Origin of the sequence: Bacillus marinisedimentorum, assembly GCF_001644195.2 — a bacterium.
Taxonomy (GTDB): Bacteria; Bacillota; Bacilli; order Bacillales; family Bacillaceae_O; genus Bacillus_BL; species Bacillus_BL marinisedimentorum.
The window spans coordinates 1-16,489 of record NZ_LWBL02000042.1 but is presented as its reverse complement, the minus strand read 5'-3'; the positions used below and the strand labels follow the sequence as shown (position 1 = coordinate 16,489).

Here is a 16,489-nt window from a genome sequence, read left to right as displayed (position 1 = left end):
AAGCGGAGGGGCGTGCCTATATTGGTGTCTTTCCATCATTTATAGACAATGAACTGCCGATGTCCCCAGGCCGAACCTACTCATTTCAAAATGCAATATCTCCGTTCTCCTTCTTCCACAATCCTGCCCCGATAATTGAATACTGTTCCCCTCAATAAAAATAAGCAGCCCAATTCTTATTCTAATTGGACTGCCAGTTGGTGTTCGATTTACTGTTTTGGACTCTCAACCCGTTACTTTCACAAAGCCTGGCTTTAAGCAAGCCGCTTGAAATTTTGGCCGAGTATTTCATGCATGGCGTGGACGGTGATGAACGCCTGCTGATCCACAGCCGTAATATACTTTTTCAGCCTTGAAAAATTCTTTCGGTTAAGGATGGTGGTGATGACTTCTTTCTCATCTGCCGTAAACGCGCCTCTCGCATAATGGATTGTCGCGCCCTGCCCAAGTTCACTTACGATGAATTGGCGGATTTCTTCACTATGGCTGCTGATGATGACGACTTCTTTATTTTCGTTAAAATGAGTAAGCGTGTAGTCGATGACAAGGCCGTTCAACACAACGCCAAAAATGGCATACATCCCAATCTCCGGGCCAAAAATAAAAAAAGACGAACCGGCAATCGCAAAGTCGGATAGCAGCAGGCCGCGACCCATTTCAATCGAAAAATACTTATTTAAGATCATGGCGATAATGTCAGTCCCGCCTGTTGATGCGCCTCCGTGCAAAACGAGGGCAATCCCGATGGCGCCGATACACTGACCGAGAATAAGCTGCACGAGAATATCTTCACTGAGAGGTGCAGACAGCGGTGCCGCATATTCAAGAAACCACACCATAAAAGACAACATAAAACTTGTATATATCGTTTTCGCTCCGAAACCGAAGCCGATGAAAATGAATCCGATTATAAATAAAACGATATTGGTGATCATCATAAAGGCCCCGATGGTAAGACCCGGCACCAAATCATTCAAAAGAATGGCAAGTCCGCTGACTCCTCCTGTTGCCAGTGTATTAGGCGAGAGAATGAAGTGAACGTTCACTGCAACTAAAAATGCGCCTAGATGGAGAAGTGTTAGAGATTGAAGGTTTTTCAGCATAATCTTTTCCCCCGCTTTCATCACGATTAAATATGATAACAACGGGATTATAATAGGGATAGAATGCTTTGTAAACACATAAGGACGAAAAAATATTACGAAAGTGTTTCTTTTGCTAAAATACAAATTTTCTTAATAATGAAACAAGGGAACCTGGCCAGTCCCACACCAGCCAGGTTCCCTTTCATTCAGGCTTCATTTCATTCACTTTTTCTTTATTGGCATCGATCCACCCCTGGGCCACTTCTTCAGGTTCTTTGCCGTTGTCTATCTCCACAATCATATTTTCTATATCGCCCACATCGATATTCCAATTGCTCAAGAAATCGTATGCTTCCGGTGCTTTATCCTTCAGCTCCTTGTTTGTAAGGACGTGGACTTCGGAAGTTTTAAAAAACTCTTTAGGGTCTTTCAGGACTTTCAGGTCATAATCAACAAACATCGGGTGCGGCCGCCAGCCGAGAAAAATGACGGGTTCTTCATTTTTCATCAGCCGTGAGGCCTCTGCCAGCATCCCCGCTTCACTGGATGCTACATATTCAAGGTCTAGCCCGTAATCCTCGATCATTTCTTTAGAGGTGACTGTCATTCCGGCCCCTTCTTCAATACCGTAAATTTTTCCGTCAAATTTGTCTTCCTGTCCTTTAATGTCTTCTACGGACTCTATACCTTCCACATATGAAGGGATAACCCAGCCGAGTTCCCCGTCAGGATAGCTGACAGATGTATCATCAATGTTTTCCCCAAACTTGTCCATGTAGTTTCTGTGCAAATCAGGCAGCCAGGCATCCATGAATACATCAATATCTCCTCTGGAAAGCCCTGTGTAGACACCGCCTGCATCTGCTTTAATTTCTTTCACTGTATATCCCATGTCTTCCAAAAGGGCACGGGCAATCTTTGTCGGCGGGACAGTGCTTGTCCATGGTGTCACACCAAACGTGATCGTCTGATCTTTTCCGTCCGCCGCTTCTTCTCCTCCGCCATTTCCTTCCTCATTACCGGCTGCACAGCCGCTAATGAAAACAGCTAAAGAGAAAACAAAACTTAACATCCAATATTTTTTCATATCTTCATCTCCTTCTTTTTAACTTTTCTCACCAAGACCCTGCGTAATCCGGTCAAGTATAATCGCAAGCACGACTATACCCAAACCGCCGACAAGTCCGAGACCGACATTGACGCTCGATATCCCGGCAAGAACAATTGAACCGAGGCCTGGAGCCCCAATCATCGAGGCAATGACGGCCATTGACAGGGCAAGCATGATCGTCTGATTAACGCCTGCCATAATGGTCGGTACTGCCATCGGCAGCTGGACTTTCATAAGGAGCTGCCACGAGGTCGCACCAAATGCCCGGGCCGCCTCCACCACATCTGATGGGACCTGCCTGATCCCAAGTGCTGTCATACGTACAGCCGGCGGCGTTGCAAACACGAAAGTTGAAATGACAGCAGGAACACCACCCAGACCGAAAAGGAGAATCGCCGGTATCAAGTAGACGAAACTGGGCAATGTCTGCATAAAGTCCAGCACGGGCCGCACGATGTTGTTGATCACTTCAGATTTGGCAGCCAGAATGCCGATCGGGACACCGAGCATAATTGAAAACAGTGTCGCAACTATGACAACCGCAAGCGTCTGCATGGCATCCGGCCACAAATCAACGGCTCCGAGATACAAAGTTCCGATAAGTGTAAAAAGAGCAACCCCTTTTCCCGCAAATTTCCACGACAGAGCGATTAAAACAAGGGCCATAACTTCAGCAGGCAAGACAGTGAACAGATTGGTGACAGCCTCGACAAACCAGCCGATAATGTTGCTTACAGTATTAAAAAAGTCGCCCATAACAGGAATAAGCCAATCATTCACAAACGAATTTGTCCATTCTTCAAGCGGCAAGTCGAAATAGTTCATCCGTTTTCCACCCCCGCTTCCTCTTTACCTAAAATTAATCCCGACAGAATCGATACCCTGACTATAATTCCTTCTAATTGGCCATCCTCTACAACCGCTAGCGGATATTTCGTATCTGCTGCCAGAGCGAATAAATCATTAAGTGGGGTCTCGGGTGAAGTAACGTGATAATCATGGACAAGTGAATCCTCAACCCACTTATTCTCATTGATGGCCTTCACAGCATCATCAATCGTCAACAGGCCTTTAAGCTTTTTATCTTTATCAACAACAAAAATGCTGGACACGCCGGCCTCTTCCATTTTTCGGACCGCTACACGCGGACCATCCTTCCACGTAGTGATGACATCCGGCTTTTTCATGATGTTGGAGGCGACCAGCACCTTGGAGCGATCTACATCCTCCACAAAATTTGAAACATATTCATTTGCCGGGTTTTCAAGGATTTCTTCTGATGTGCCGATTTGGACAATGACACCATCTTTCATGATTGCAATGCGGTCACCAAGCTTTAATGCTTCATCCAGGTCGTGCGTAATAAATATGATTGTTTTATGCAGCTTGTTCTGCAGATTTAGGATTTCATCCTGCATTTCCTTACGAATCAATGGATCAAGTGCACTGAAAGCTTCATCCATCAGCAAAATATCTGTATCACTGGCCAGGGCCCTTGCAAGCCCCACCCGCTGCTGCATTCCGCCGCTCAATTCACTCGGAAAGCTCCCCTCGTATCCTTTCAGCCCAACTGCCTCTATCGATTTCTGTGCCGCTTCCTGCCGCTCTTCTTTAGAAGACCCCTGAATTTCAAGGCCGAATTCGACATTATCAAGGACAGTCCGGTGCGGAAGCAGTCCAAACTTCTGAAAAACCATTCCAAGCTTTTTCCTTCTTGTTTTCAAAAGAGTTTGCTTATCCATTTTGGTAATATCCTCTCCGTCGATCAGCACTTCGCCTCCTGTAGGTTCAATGAGCCTGTTAATTAATCGGATAAGCGTTGACTTACCGCTGCCGGACAGCCCCATGATGACGAAGAATTCTCCTTGTTTTACTGTAAAGGAAGCTTGATTCACCCCGACAGTCAAACCGGTTTCCTCTAAAATTTGCTGTTTTGACTGGCCTTTTCCCAGTCTTTCTTGTCCTTCCTTTGGATTGGAACCAAAGATTTTCGTAATATTCCTCACTTCAATTTTATCCATAGGCGTTTCTCCTTTGGCGGCAATGTCTACATTTACTATTTGCTTTGCCGGCAGCTTACATGCATGAAAGACACTTTTTTCTGCTGACCAAATCGTATGCTTGGTGCATTTTTCTGCATACTAAAAAACATCCCACACTATTTGAAGGAGGAATGTCATGATGGCACGCAAGCGGAAACAGGCTTTATATCAGCAGGAAATCCAATCCGTACGCAAGGAAACGGATAATCCGGCAATTATTCAGGATGTAATTGACTCTGGTTTTGGTGCATTGCCGGAAAGTATCGAAAACGGCACTGGTCAAAGTTCTGCTGTAGAGGGGTATACGGTCAGAAATTCAGTGGACGGCAAGACCTGGAATAGTATCGAGGGAAGATAACTCTGCAATTGACAATCATGGTTAAGCAAATGTTTGATGACGTTTGGCAGGCAGAGGCGCATTGACAAGGCTGGCCCGTTTTCCCAAGTAATTCAGGTAGTGCGGATAAAATCACTGCTGCCCAGGCTGAACAACAATTGTATTCAATGATTAATCACACAGCCATCAATACGAAAAAAGCTCAGAGTTAAAGACTCTCAGCTCTTTTTCGTTATAGGACTTATTCCATCCATAAAATCCCTGTGATTCCATACTTGGTTTTTTGCGCTGATTTTATTGTTTCTCCGCAGAACTGCCTGCTATTTCCAGACAGTCTTCTGCGATTTCTCTTTTTATCTGATCAATATCCTCATTACCCGGGAAATTTCCTCAAAAAAAATACAGCCATCACCTTATTCAAAAGCAAAGCGCACACTTCCTGATGCTTTTTAGCAATAATTGGCAGGTTAGTGATACGTATGTCTATTGGTGCTGTCCTCTATATCTGAATTCACCCTTGTCAGGTGGATTTTTCGGCTTAAACGAATAAGCGGCCGGATCAGCAGCTGTATACTGCCGAAAATGAATAACCACGTACCATAGACTTGTAATTCCTTATTCAGATATAGAATACTGCCGGTTAAAAAACCAGCGGATATCAAAAAATCGTTCAAGTAATATAAAAACTCATAGCGGCGGTTAATGATGATTTCATGTTTCCCGAGGGGGATATAAAGATCCGGGTCCTTATCTTGCTGTTCCTGTTGATTCTCATTACTTTCTTCTCCCATATTTTCCTCTCCTTCCGTCGCCGAAAATAATACCTGGAAATTTATAATGATAGTGATACAAGTTTCCTCAAGGTTCGTTTTACGCTAACCTTTTCCCGTTTTTAACCAATATAAAAAGCAGAAGATCTTTCCTTCTTCTGCCATGTATTCCTATCGTTTTCAAATGCCTTTTTTCTACTGCCGCTCCAAATACTATCTGGCACCTTCCACGTTATCCAGTGTGCTTTTCCCTGTTTTATCCGATTTCTTAATAATCGATATGCTCCCATCTGTTTCCAGCACAACAGCTTCAACCTTTTTCATGCTGTCAACCCCCTGTGTACGGGCAGCCTGCAGAATTTCCACATCGAGTATACGCTCCTTTTTCATGGCATCACGGATATAGATGCCTCCATAGTATAGGAGCTGCGGTTCATCCTTAATCAAATTTCCGACCGTCTTCGATCTGACTGATAGCCATGCGACAATGTACTGCAGGCCGATAAGCATGGCAAACGCGGTCAACCCTTCCGCAATGGATACTTTTTTGTTCAACAGGATGGTCGCTAATGTCGAACCGATGGCGACTGTAACAACAAGGTCGAATGCATTCATCTTTGAAAGTGTCCGTTTTCCGGATATACGGAGCAGAAATACAAGGGCAAAATAGGCGAGAATTGAAACGATCACCAGCCGGCCGATGTCTGTCCATGTATCAAAAAACAACCTGATCTCTCCTCTCTATCTATGAAGTACCCACCGAATAAGCTTTTTAATCGTGCGGGCATCCGCTTCCTCAAAGGCATCCTGCCCATTTTTCCACGAATATCCCGGGATACAAGCACATTTTTGGATGCATTCACATATAATCTTTAAGTTTATGGACATTTCCCCATACCAAATATCTCCTTTTCCATAGTCTGTTAGTGCAAGACTAAAAAATACCAAAGGAGATGATTCTTAACATGAGCTGTAGCAAAGGTGAAAACTGCGTCTGTGACAAACTGAGAGAAATCGCCAGCGTACAAGATTCACTCTTAGATGACTGCTGCGATGTCAGCTGCGACCGCTCCATCCGTGACTTGCTTGGAACATCACCGGTAAGCGACTTCAATACCGTACCTTTTATCCTATTCTGTAAAGGAGACTGCAAACCTTTTGAAGGTTTCGGCGTAAAAAGGGAGAGGTCCGGCGGAAATACCTTCCTCAATTGCTTTCAAGGCTTTGTGTTCCGCGTAAAGTCAGTGGATGACGATTGCTGTGCGGTAATTGAACTGCTTGAAACAAGTACTGCTGCACCTTCTGCATCTGAGGGCAGCAAGTGCAATTCTTCCGACCCGTGCGACGAGTTCCCGGGTAATTCAATCCGGTCACTTGAAGCGACTGGCGTTTGCCTCACAGTAGACTTGAACTGCTTCTGCGGAATCAGCTGCCTGCCTGCAGTAAACATCGACTAAACCGTTGACACCGCGCCAAAAATGATTTCTTCCCCATAAAAAAGGCGGTTCCGATAAAGGAACCGCCCTTTTTTATTTCTTTAATCCTCTTTTATTATCTTGCTGATTCCCTTAAGCGATTCCATCGTATGCTCTAGCAAAGATGGAATATCGTCAATCTGATCTTCCGTGATCCGGCGGCCAAAATTTATGATAATGAGATTCTGATACATGTTTTCAGATTGGTAGATAAACGATAGTTTCTGTGTGATCTTTGGTCTTCCCGACCAGATTTTTTCAAGCTTTTTTTCAATCAGCCCGCACGTTTCCACATGTTTCTGCCCTGTATAAAAGGAGATGGACAGATTGCAGCCTGCCTGCTCTTTTTGGTGAATCACCTCATCCGTAAATGATTCCACATCGGCGTGAAGCGATAGTTTCGCTGAGATGCCTGGTGCCTCTTCATGTTGAAAAACAACCTCATACAGTCTTGAAAAAGAAGCAAGGTCCACATTATCCGCCCGGCTCTTGACCGTCAATGGCCCTTCCAGGTCCAAATCATAGACAGCACCTTCTACTATAACTTTCAAATTTTCATACACAGTCGGATCGAACACAGCTTTCATCCTTACATTACGTTTTCTTTCATTATAGCCTATCAAGCGGGCTTAAAACCTTCGAAAGGCTCGTGCCCGGAGGACAGCTAGATTTCATCATCTTCTTCCACAGCCTCTTTCGTGATTTTCACTTGCTTTATCTTGTTTCCTTCCACCTTTGTCAGTTTAAAATGGAGATGATGAAAATCAAACTCTTCCCCTTTCTCAGGTATATGGCCAAGCTCTTTAAAGATGAAACCGGATAAAACATCCTCTTCCTCAGGAATTCTCGTTTTGAATACTTCATTTAACCGCCTGAGCGGAAGGTGCCCGTGACAGACGATATGGTCATTGGTCACTTCATCAATGAGCACTTCATCCTGGCCGTCATCAAGTTCCTGGCCAATCATTACCTCGATAATATCCTCGCTCGTAATGAGTCCGTCTGTTCCGCCGTAATCATCCACGACGATAGCAAGCTGCTGCTTTTCTTTAAGCATCATTTTAAACACTTTTTCAACTGACGCCGAACCGACGACAAACAGGGCCTTATCTGTGAAATCTTCCAATGTTAACTCAGGCTGTACAGACCATTCAGGCAGGCGTTTTGCCTGGAAAACCCCTGCTACCGTATCCATATTTCCTTTATAGACCGGATAGCGGTTATGCTTGCTGTTCATGACAATCTTGCGTACTTCATCATACGTGGCATCATAAGGGATTCCTTCCATATCGAGCCGCGGTGTTTTCATCGCATCCAGGACATTCCTGTGATAAAAGTCGAGGACACCTTTGATACGTTTGGATTCCTCTTTTTCAAACGTCCCTTCAACAGAGGCGATTTCCACCATTGTTTTCAATTCTTCCCTTGAGAAAGAAGCTTTCTCCGCATTCCCCTTCGAAATCATTTTTATAATGAGGTCAGTGAATTTTGAAAGCAGCCAGGTCAGTGGCGTCAGCAGCCAGACAAGGCCTCCGATGATAGGGGCCACCAGGAAGGAAATTTTATCTGCAAAAGTGGCAGCGACCGACTTAGGCGTCACTTCCGCAAACAGGATTAGGACGCCTGTCAGAATAGCGGTTGCCACACCGACACTGAAATCATATTGAAGAGCTACCATTGTGACAAGTGTCGGCAGCAGGACATTCGAAATATTGTTTCCGATCAGTATGCTTGTGATCATCCTATCCGGTTCGGCAACAAGATCAAGGAGCTTTTTCGCCTTTTTATCATTATTTTCCGCCCTCGTCCTGAGCTTCATTTTGTTCACTGCCGTCAAGGCAGTCTCACTTCCTGATAAAAATGCTGAGACAAAAATAAGAACGACGATTACAATCAGCACATCGATACCTCCCGCACAGATGTTGTAATACCCTCTACCCAAAAAAGCGGGAGAGATAACTGGTTGGGAATGAGCGGAAGTAACTTGAACAATATTTTTCATGGTTGGGCTGCTGTTGATTGGTTTATTTTCAAATCCAGCCGTTTTTCTTTTTTTTATTTGGTTTTTTCTTTTAAAAAGAGCAATATTTTTCAAATTCGGCTGTTTTTCTTTTTTTGATAAAATGCGGGCTCCGGCTGTGAATATCAAGGCCTTTTTTCTAAACAGTCGGGCAATTGTTTTATCTATATTCTAAAGTTGTCCGTTGCGCCAAAGCGTTTCCTTGCTGACAATTTTCTGCACAGCAAAAAACCGGCCCGCTCCGGACCGGTTCCTCTTCTTCATTTAGTTGCTGAGTTCTGCCGCTGCATTGTCAGTCATTCCGAATACTTCCTTCAAATTTTCAAGCTCGAAACCAGCCGATACCTTTTTACCGGCTTTTTCTTCTTTGCCTGCTTTCAGCCGGGCGGCATCAGCGATCAGCTGTGCGATTTCGGTATTATCAAGGACACCTTCAAAAATCAGGCTCCCTGCGCCGGTAGCAAAAACAGGGACCATGTTGCCGGTGTGGCCTCCGGTCGAGCTTTGCTCCCTTACTTCTCTGTCCACTACACCCGCTTCATAATGGTCGGCGATGACACTTCCAATTTCCCAGCCGACACGGTATGCTGCATAAACTTTGCCATCTGAGTCTTTTACGTTTTCATTGAATTTGGCAACCTGTTCATTTGTCAGGCTAATGTTTGCATACTCTGCGAATATTTCTTTGACACTCTCTTCCGTAAACGCTCCTGTCGCATCATCTTCGACAAGCTGTGCAGCCATGTACTCCGGAGAAACTTCAATTTCCTTAAGCGCTTCAATATTCATTGGTTCAACCGCGGAAATACCCATTGTTTCATGGTCGGCAAGTACGACAACAAGTGTATCTTTACGCTGTTTTGCCCAGTTCACAACATCTTTTACCGTATTATCAAATTCGATTGTTTCCTTCCAAACCCCCGCCATATCAGCGGCGTGGGCAGCATGGTCAATCCGTGCGCCTTCTACCATCAGGAAGAATCCGTCTTTATCCTGCGACAATACATCAAGCGCCTTATCGGTCATTTCGTTCAGCGTCGGCTCATTCGAATTCATTTCATCTTTATCGAGCTTGTAATTCATATAAGAAGAATTAAACAAGCCCAGCAGTTTGTCAGGGGTGCCGGCTTGCATCAGTTCATCCCTGTCAGTCGCAATGGTGTAACCCTTCTGTTCGTACTCTTGAACCAGATCTACCCCTTCCTGCTTTCTTGGGCTGAAATAATTTGCTCCCCCGCCAAGAAGTACATCATACTCATTGGCAAGCATCTGCCTGGCAATTTCCTCCTGGCCGCTCCAGCGGTTTGCGACACTTGCCGTGAACGCAGCGGGAGTCGCGTCTGTTACCGTGTTGGTGGAAATGACGCCAACCTTTTTGCCATTTGCTTTAAACAAATCCAGGATACTATCAACTTCGTTTCCATCAGCATCGACACCGATTGATTCATTGTTCGTTTTGGTGCCGGTCGCAATTGCAGTGCCGGCCGCTGCTGAATCCGTCACAAAGTTGTTCGCTGAATATGTACGCATTAACGCAACGTTTTCAAGTTTTTCCATATTAAGCGTGCCCTCTTTGCCGTATTCCATCATTCTTGCCACTTCAATCTGGCCCAGTCCCATTCCGTCACCGACCATGACAATCACGTTTTTCGGTTTTTTATGGTAAGCGTTCTCATTTTTGCCGAGCGCGTCAGCGGAATCCTTATTAAGGCCGGTAACGCCCGCAAAACTTCCTGCAACGAGGGCAGCAGATAGAACTGCTGTCATTACTTTTGATCTTATTTTCATCGTTTTCCCTCCCAAAGTAATTTTTTCCATACTTCACCACTAACTCTATTGCACTGCAAAAAAATTGTAAATTTTACAAAATACCTAATTATTCTTGTCTTCATAGTCTTAAAGGCCTGCAAATGTTGATGAATCTGAAGTAGATATCAGGTCCTGGAGTACAGACGCAGTCACTCTTTCAAAAAACCATTAATAAAAAACCCGCCGGATGGCGAGTTTCGGGCGCAGACAAAGACGTAACTGCCCTTATCTATATTGTAAAATTGGACGCAGCATCGAAACACTTTCTTGCTGACAATTAATACTCCTATACGGAAACAAAAAAAGCCCTGCCCGGTGATCACTTCTCCCGGACAGGGCTTTTTTGATTTCGATTATTGAAGTTTTTCTTTTTGGCGCTGGATTTTCAGCTTGCTTGCAGTTTCCTTGATGCTTCCTTTTTGCGGCTTGATTTTCACTGGGTCCAATCCATGGCCAAGTGACCCATATACTTTCTGTCCGCGCGGGTCGACAAGGTCTTTTTCCCTGTAATACACTCGCGGTGTTTTGATAAGGGCGGTCAATGCCCGGCCCATCGGCATTTCATGATAACGCTCCGGCCACATCCGTTTTATTTGTTCCTTTACCATTGGATAATACTTTGGACTCATCCCCGGGAAAACATGATGTTCTGTATGGTAAGAGAAGTTAAAATGCAGAACATCCACCCACTTCGGTACAGTAACGCTCAGGCTATTTGCCAGCGGATCGTTCACAGGGGTAATTGGGTTCAGCCTGTGATTGGTAGAAATATACCCCATAACAATCAAGTTCGCGATCAGTAACGGAATCAAGAAAGCAAACAGCCATTTTACCGGTCCGATCCAAAACATCAATCCCAGCCAGGTTACCCACGGCAGAATAAACTGGAACCAGACGGCAGGCCGCTTCTTGGGATTAAATTCCTTAATGTAAACCAGGAACATGTGAAAAGAATGGGCGGTGAACTGGATGGACAGTGTCAAAAACCCGAAAATGGCACGCACCCAAAACGGCAGCCGATAAATCCAGCGAAGCATGCGGCTTTGCGCAAGCTTCTCCAAAGTCGGCCATGCATCCGGGTCATGTTCTTCATTCTGAGTGTGAACATGATGGGTCAGGTTATGCCATTTTCTCCATAAGCGCGGGCCAGTACTCAATGGCCAGAAGGCCACAGCACCTAGAAAGTTGCGGAGCCATGCTTTTCTGACAACGGTTCCGTGCAAAATTTCGTGTCCTAGAAATCCCATTCCGGCAAAGCTTGCCCCCAATACAATTGCAATTCCGAGATTCAATGTGATATGGAGGTCGAACACCCCGATTGCCAGGATGCCTGCTACAACAATCGCCAGATAAGCCAGTCCACCCCAGAGCCTTGCTGGAACCGGTTTGAACGCATATTTCGGAAGATGCGGGGTGAGACGCTTTGCATACCAGCCAAACGTATGAAGATCTTTCACAAAGATAACTCCCTTCTATTCCTCTTCTGTATATCAGTGTGGTAAATTAGCTACCAAATTATTCCCGGATTTTTTTGGATCAAAACGTTTAATCTTGATCTGATTCAGGTAAAGGTTTGTCAGCTATTCTCATCCTATCAGCGTTTCTTTTACTTTTCAATGCATAATTATAACCAGGTTATATGAATTAGTAACTATAAGTAATCTAATATAATAAAATCAACACTTTCACCGTTACGGCCCTAATTATGCCCTTTAAAAAGATCATAATATTGATATTCTATAATAATAAAAAAGATCAAGCGCTTATGCCTGACCTTCATCATTTTTATTTGTTTGTTTCCACCAGCTCAATCACTTCTGCCCCCGGCCCTTCATAAAAAGCGACTTTCCACCCATTCTCCGCAGCGAATGGCCCTTCCGATGGGATTAATCCTTTCTTCTCCAGGGCTTCCATTTCACGATCCAGATCATCAACCTCCCAGGCAAGATGAACGGGACTTCCTCCTCCGGCATGAGAAGCCGTACGCTCCACAAGTTCAATCGTAATGTCGTGAATACGCATGAAAATCAATGATTCACCCAGCAGCTGCAGGCGTTTTACGCTGTGGAACCCGAACATGGCACTGTAAAAGGCCGCCGACTCATCCAGGCACTCCGTTTCTATTCCGGCATGATGCCACTTCATTACTGGTCCACCTCCGGCAAAATAAGATTCATATCACCAAATTCATGCCATAGATATCCTTTTTGTAATGCTTCACGGTATGTCTTTAATAACCTGCCTTCTTTTACGAATGCTGTGAGCATGTGAAGGTGGCTCGCCTCCGGTTCATGAAAGCCCGTTAAAAGCCCATCAACCGTCTTCAACCGGTAATCCCCGTGGATATACAGCGTTGTTTCTCCACCGCCTGCTTTGACGGTCCCATTTCTGGCCGCCGCTGTCTCCAGTGCCCGTACTGCGGTTGTTCCTGCTGCGATGATCCTCTTTCCTTTTTCCCTTGCCTCATTTATAAGTTGGGCGGTTTCTGCCGGAATATGATAAGATTCAGGGCGGCTGCCCGGGTCGGGCCATCGGTTGTTTTCATAGTAGCTCAGACCGGCATGAAGCTGCAAAAACGTGATCTTCACACCTTTTTTCTGAAGCCCGTTCAACAGTTTCCAGGTGAACGCTCTTCCAGCTGAAGGCATTTCCACAGACCCCGGTACTGATGCATATACGGTCTGGTAAGTATCGAGCGGCAAATCGCTATCAATATATTCATATCGGACCGGTTCCCCGTATTTATAAATCATATTCCAGAGTGCCGGACCTCCTTCGGAAAAAAGAAGGCGTACAAGCGGAGCTTCACTTCCTTTTCCCGCGGCAATTGCCTTGATACCGCCGGGAAATTGAATCGGTTCCCCCGCACTGACCACTTTTCCCGGCAAAAATGCTTCCCAGCATGTATTGGAAATGCGTCTTGATAGTCTGGTTTCAATCACCCTGCCGTTTTGCATCCCTTTTAAAACGGGAGGTATTGTCCGGCTGTTATTCAGAACAAGGACATCTCCTGCTTCCAGGTAGTTCACAAGACTGTAAAAATGGTCATGAATCCGGTGGCCAGTGCGGCGGCCGAGAACAAGCATCCTGACATCATCCCTTGTCTTATTTAGGCGTTTTTCGGCCGGAACGGCAGCGTTCAAGTGATCCGGGATTTGAAAGCTCTGTATTTCAGCTTCCATAATACGGCACCTCTTCCCCGGCCGAAACCTGCGCCTCAAACCGCCGGCCGTTCACCTCATACGCTTCAGCAGATGCAAGATACAAAAAGACACCCGTACAATCTTTCGGATCTGCAAGCTCATAATCACACCCGGGCACCGCTTGTTCATGCATATCCGTATCCATTTCCCCGGGATCGACCATATTCATCCGGACTCCTGTTCCTTCCAGTTCATCCGCCCACGTTTGTGTAAGCCCTTCGACCGCAAACTTTGATACGCCGTATGCACCCCACTCGCCAAAACCCGTTTTTCCAGCTTCTGATGTCAAATTGATGATGGAGCCTTCCTTGCGCGCCAGCATTCCCGGCAGAACCCGTTTTGTCACCAAAAAGGGATTCATGACATTCACATTCATCACCTCCGAAAAAACTTCCGGCTGGTAATCAGCAAGAAGTGTCGGCCCCGGCCCGAAAATGGATGCATTGTTGATCAATACATCAATCTTCCCGAAAGCGGCCTCAGCAATCGATACAAACCGATCCACATCCCAGGGCTTTGAGACATCAGCCGCAACCGCCACAACCTCCGCTCCGAACTTTTCCGCTTCATCCTTCACCTGCTGAAGGTTCTCTTCATTCCTTGAACAAAGGGCAAGCTTCACCCTCTGCCTGGCAAAAGCCAGCGCCAGTGCCCTCCCCAGCCCTTTTGATGCTCCTGTGATCATTACTGTTTTCGATTGTTTCATCGTCATTCCCCTTTCAATTTGTTGTTAGTTTCATTGTAAAAAACCCCGGCACTGCTGAAATCATATAAAGGAGTGAACTGTCTGCGCATAATTGGTCTGTATTATTTCTAAGACTAAAGTTTGAGTGTCCGTTTTTTGATGATTCGGAAAATGGTATGATTAAGAAAAAGAAAGGGAGAGCGATCAAGTTGAAAATTGCAATTATGGGAGCAGGGGCCCTTGGCGGTTATTTCGGCGGTAGATGGCAGGAAGCCGGCGCCGACGTATCGTACATTGTGCGTCCAAAGCGTGCGGAACAGCTGTCTGAAAACGGTCTGTCTATACATAGCGTCAAAGGCGACTACACTGTGCCTGAACCGGACATCATTCAAGCCGGAAACACCGGCAATATGCCTCATGTGGATATTGTCTTCCTCGCTGTTAAAGGATACCATCTGGAAGGCACCCTTTCCGTGTTGAAAGAAATGACTGAAAAAGGAGCGAAAGTGCTGCCGGTCCTGAACGGGATCGAGCACCTGGATATTCTGAAAGAAGAACTCGGTGAAGAAGCGGTCATCGGCGGCCTGGTCTATATTATCGCAACGCTGGATGACATGGGCCATGTCATTCACACAAGCGACATCCATAATCTCGTATTCGGACCGCTCCATCCTTCCCAGAAAGAAGTTTGCAGCCAGCTGCAGCAGCTGAATGAGACAGCAAATCTGCACGGTATTCAATCTGAAGACATCCTTACCGAACTATGGAACAAGTATATGTTCATTACCGCATTTTCCGGTGTAACTGCAGCCGGAAACTTCCCGATTGGCACGGTCCGTTCCCATCCTGCGGCAATGGATTTAATCCAGTCCGCCCTGGAGGAAATGAAGCAGCTGGCACATGCCCATGGAATCGAATTGACGGAAAACCATGTGGAGCAGGCAATGGAAAAGTTCCGTTCTTTCCCCGATGAAGCCACATCCTCCATGCATCAGGACCGACGCAAAGGCCAGACAATTGAAGTGGAGCACCTGCTAGGCGGAGCGCTGCGCCTCGGCCGGCAAAAAGGCGTGAACCTGCCTCATGTTGAGACAATTTATGCTTTATTGAAACCTTATGAAAATAGCTGAAACAGGTACTCCCCCTCTTGCCGGACTTGCTTTAAAAGACGGCGGAGGGCTTTTTATTTTGTGTGGCCGTGTTCTTCAGAAGGAGAAACCGCTTCCTTTCAGGCAATTTCATGCCATATGAAAGGAGTTTCCGCTCTGGCCGGTCAGTTCCAAGTGTTCAGGCGGGGATTTTAGGCAGGACACTTTTGTCTATCGCTGTTTGATGCTCGTTCAGGCCAGATAGCAGGAATATGCACGGAAGCTGGCGGATTATGTGCGGGAGTACAGTCGTTTGGCTCGGCGTTAGTGCGGTTTCGCGCGATACAGCGAGGGTTTCACGCCCAATACAAGCTGTTTCATGCCAGAACTGCCGGTTTTCACGCGGAAGGGCTGCGCATTACAAAATGAAGTAACTGCTTTCACGCGAAGAGGGCTGCGCATTACATGTGGGAGACTGTTTTCACGCGGTTCAGCCGTGTTTTCGCGCCGAATACCGCCTGGTTCACGCCGAACACCGCCGTTTTCGCGCCGAACTCTTGCCTTTTCACGCCAAACCCTCGCTTTCACGCCATAACTCATGCGTTTCACGCGGTAACCGCCCGGTTTCACGCGCGCCAGTATTCCTGTTTTCCGAACCGGAGCCGCTTTATTTCATGCCTATTACCTGGGTGTTCTTACCGAAATTGCTGCTTTTCACACGGAGAGGGCTGCACATTACATGAGGGAGACTGTTTTCGCGCGGAGAGGGCTGCGCATTACATGTGGGAGACTGTTTTCACGCGGTTCAGCCGTGTTTTCGCGCCGAATACCGCCTGGTTCACGCCGAACACCGCCGTTTTCGCG

General features: G+C 46.1%; 16 protein-coding genes. 3 read left to right on the top strand and 13 right to left on the bottom strand.

The annotated features are described in order from the left end of the window. Window positions 1-254 precede the first annotated feature (254 nt). The 4 genes from A4U59_RS12905 to A4U59_RS12890 all read right to left on the bottom strand — a co-directional run bounded on the left by A4U59_RS12905 (window position 255) and on the right by A4U59_RS12890 (window position 4,217). A complete protein-coding gene (locus A4U59_RS12905; RefSeq protein ID WP_066174002.1) occupies window positions 255-1,103 on the bottom strand; it encodes a YitT family protein in 849 nt (282 codons plus the stop codon). A gap of 184 nt (window positions 1,104-1,287) precedes the next feature. Continuing rightward, window positions 1,288-2,172, bottom strand: coding sequence for a glycine betaine ABC transporter substrate-binding protein (locus A4U59_RS12900; protein WP_066173999.1), 885 nt, complete (start codon window positions 2,170-2,172; stop codon window positions 1,288-1,290). A gap of 18 nt (window positions 2,173-2,190) precedes the next feature. Further along, window positions 2,191-3,021 carry an ABC transporter permease gene (locus A4U59_RS12895; protein ID WP_066173993.1) on the bottom strand — a complete coding sequence of 277 codons (831 nt, stop codon included), beginning with the start codon at window positions 3,019-3,021 and terminating at the stop codon, window positions 2,191-2,193. Continuing rightward, a complete protein-coding gene (locus A4U59_RS12890) occupies window positions 3,018-4,217 on the bottom strand; it encodes a quaternary amine ABC transporter ATP-binding protein (RefSeq protein WP_066173990.1) in 1,200 nt (399 codons plus the stop codon). The genes A4U59_RS12895 and A4U59_RS12890 overlap by 4 nt, the downstream gene beginning before the upstream one ends. A gap of 157 nt (window positions 4,218-4,374) precedes the next feature. Between A4U59_RS12890 and A4U59_RS12885 the strand changes: the two genes are divergently transcribed. Next, on the top strand, window positions 4,375-4,596 hold the full coding sequence (locus tag A4U59_RS12885) for a hypothetical protein (RefSeq protein WP_066173987.1): 222 nt from the start codon (window positions 4,375-4,377) through the stop codon (window positions 4,594-4,596). A 446-nt stretch (window positions 4,597-5,042) separates the two neighbouring features. Here the strand turns inward: A4U59_RS12885 and A4U59_RS12880 are convergent, their stop codons facing one another. Both A4U59_RS12880 and A4U59_RS12875 read right to left on the bottom strand, forming a co-directional pair. Next, on the bottom strand, window positions 5,043-5,366 hold the full coding sequence (locus A4U59_RS12880) for a YrhK family protein (protein ID WP_066173984.1): 324 nt from the start codon (window positions 5,364-5,366) through the stop codon (window positions 5,043-5,045). Window positions 5,367-5,558: 192 nt separating this feature from the next. Continuing rightward, window positions 5,559-6,071 carry a DUF421 domain-containing protein gene (locus A4U59_RS12875; protein WP_066173981.1) on the bottom strand — a complete coding sequence of 171 codons (513 nt, stop codon included), beginning with the start codon at window positions 6,069-6,071 and terminating at the stop codon, window positions 5,559-5,561. A gap of 239 nt (window positions 6,072-6,310) precedes the next feature. Here A4U59_RS12875 and A4U59_RS12870 point away from each other — a divergent pair, with 239 nt between their 5' ends. Beyond that, the gene (locus A4U59_RS12870; protein WP_066173978.1) at window positions 6,311-6,802 is read left to right on the top strand and encodes a CotY/CotZ family spore coat protein; all 492 of its coding nucleotides are present in this window, start codon (window positions 6,311-6,313) and stop codon (window positions 6,800-6,802) included. A gap of 80 nt (window positions 6,803-6,882) precedes the next feature. Here A4U59_RS12870 and A4U59_RS12865 read toward each other — a convergent pair whose 3' ends face one another. The 7 genes from A4U59_RS12865 to A4U59_RS12835 form a co-directional block, all read right to left on the bottom strand. After that, window positions 6,883-7,407: a hypothetical protein gene (locus tag A4U59_RS12865; RefSeq protein WP_169823961.1), complete on the bottom strand. Its 525-nt coding sequence runs from the start codon at window positions 7,405-7,407 to the stop codon at window positions 6,883-6,885. Window positions 7,408-7,484: 77 nt separating this feature from the next. Next, on the bottom strand, window positions 7,485-8,720 hold the full coding sequence (locus tag A4U59_RS12860; RefSeq protein ID WP_066174006.1) for a hemolysin family protein: 1,236 nt from the start codon (window positions 8,718-8,720) through the stop codon (window positions 7,485-7,487). A 384-nt stretch (window positions 8,721-9,104) separates the two neighbouring features. Beyond that, the gene (locus A4U59_RS12855) at window positions 9,105-10,628 is read right to left on the bottom strand and encodes an alkaline phosphatase (RefSeq protein WP_066173972.1); all 1,524 of its coding nucleotides are present in this window, start codon (window positions 10,626-10,628) and stop codon (window positions 9,105-9,107) included. Between the two features lie 374 nt (window positions 10,629-11,002). Continuing rightward, window positions 11,003-12,106 (bottom strand): Delta(10) desaturase DesB, encoded by a 1,104-nt coding sequence (gene desB / locus A4U59_RS12850; protein WP_066173969.1) that lies wholly within the window; start codon window positions 12,104-12,106, stop codon window positions 11,003-11,005. 328 nt (window positions 12,107-12,434) lie between these two features. Continuing rightward, a complete protein-coding gene (locus A4U59_RS12845) occupies window positions 12,435-12,794 on the bottom strand; it encodes a VOC family protein (RefSeq protein ID WP_066173966.1) in 360 nt (119 codons plus the stop codon). Then, a complete protein-coding gene (locus tag A4U59_RS12840; RefSeq protein WP_066173963.1) occupies window positions 12,794-13,831 on the bottom strand; it encodes an S-adenosylmethionine:tRNA ribosyltransferase-isomerase in 1,038 nt (345 codons plus the stop codon). Before A4U59_RS12840 ends, A4U59_RS12845 begins: the two co-directional genes overlap by 1 nt. Beyond that, window positions 13,821-14,558, bottom strand: a complete 738-nt coding sequence (locus A4U59_RS12835) for an SDR family oxidoreductase (RefSeq protein ID WP_066173960.1) — start codon at window positions 14,556-14,558, stop codon at window positions 13,821-13,823. Before A4U59_RS12835 ends, A4U59_RS12840 begins: the two co-directional genes overlap by 11 nt. 155 nt (window positions 14,559-14,713) lie before the next feature. On the opposite strand from A4U59_RS12835, the gene A4U59_RS12830 reads away from it, so the two are divergent. Further along, complete coding sequence (locus A4U59_RS12830) at window positions 14,714-15,667, top strand: ketopantoate reductase family protein (protein ID WP_245680555.1); 954 nt, start codon at window positions 14,714-14,716, stop codon at window positions 15,665-15,667. Window positions 15,668-16,489: the final 822 nt, after the last annotated feature.

Bases quoted from the DNA above. Each gene is read 5' to 3' on its own strand.
- A4U59_RS12845 (WP_066173966.1), bottom strand. From the start codon at position 12,794: ATGAAGTGGCATCATGCCGGAATAGAAACGGAGTGCCTGGATGAGTCG.
- A4U59_RS12890 (WP_066173990.1), bottom strand. From the start codon at position 4,217: ATGGATAAAATTGAAGTGAGGAATATTACGAAAATCTTTGGTTCCAAT.
- A4U59_RS12830 (WP_245680555.1), top strand. From the start codon at position 14,714: ATGATTAAGAAAAAGAAAGGGAGAGCGATCAAGTTGAAAATTGCAATT.
- A4U59_RS12895 (WP_066173993.1), bottom strand. From the start codon at position 3,021: ATGAACTATTTCGACTTGCCGCTTGAAGAATGGACAAATTCGTTTGTG.
- A4U59_RS12900 (WP_066173999.1), bottom strand. From the start codon at position 2,172: ATGAAAAAATATTGGATGTTAAGTTTTGTTTTCTCTTTAGCTGTTTTC.
- A4U59_RS12905 (WP_066174002.1), bottom strand. From the start codon at position 1,103: ATGCTGAAAAACCTTCAATCTCTAACACTTCTCCATCTAGGCGCATTT.
- A4U59_RS12880 (WP_066173984.1), bottom strand. From the start codon at position 5,366: ATGGGAGAAGAAAGTAATGAGAATCAACAGGAACAGCAAGATAAGGAC.
- A4U59_RS12870 (WP_066173978.1), top strand. From the start codon at position 6,311: ATGAGCTGTAGCAAAGGTGAAAACTGCGTCTGTGACAAACTGAGAGAA.
- A4U59_RS12865 (WP_169823961.1), bottom strand. From the start codon at position 7,407: ATGAAAGCTGTGTTCGATCCGACTGTGTATGAAAATTTGAAAGTTATA.
- A4U59_RS12840 (WP_066173963.1), bottom strand. From the start codon at position 13,831: ATGGAAGCTGAAATACAGAGCTTTCAAATCCCGGATCACTTGAACGCT.
- A4U59_RS12855 (WP_066173972.1), bottom strand. From the start codon at position 10,628: ATGAAAATAAGATCAAAAGTAATGACAGCAGTTCTATCTGCTGCCCTC.
- A4U59_RS12885 (WP_066173987.1), top strand. From the start codon at position 4,375: ATGATGGCACGCAAGCGGAAACAGGCTTTATATCAGCAGGAAATCCAA.
- A4U59_RS12835 (WP_066173960.1), bottom strand. From the start codon at position 14,558: ATGAAACAATCGAAAACAGTAATGATCACAGGAGCATCAAAAGGGCTG.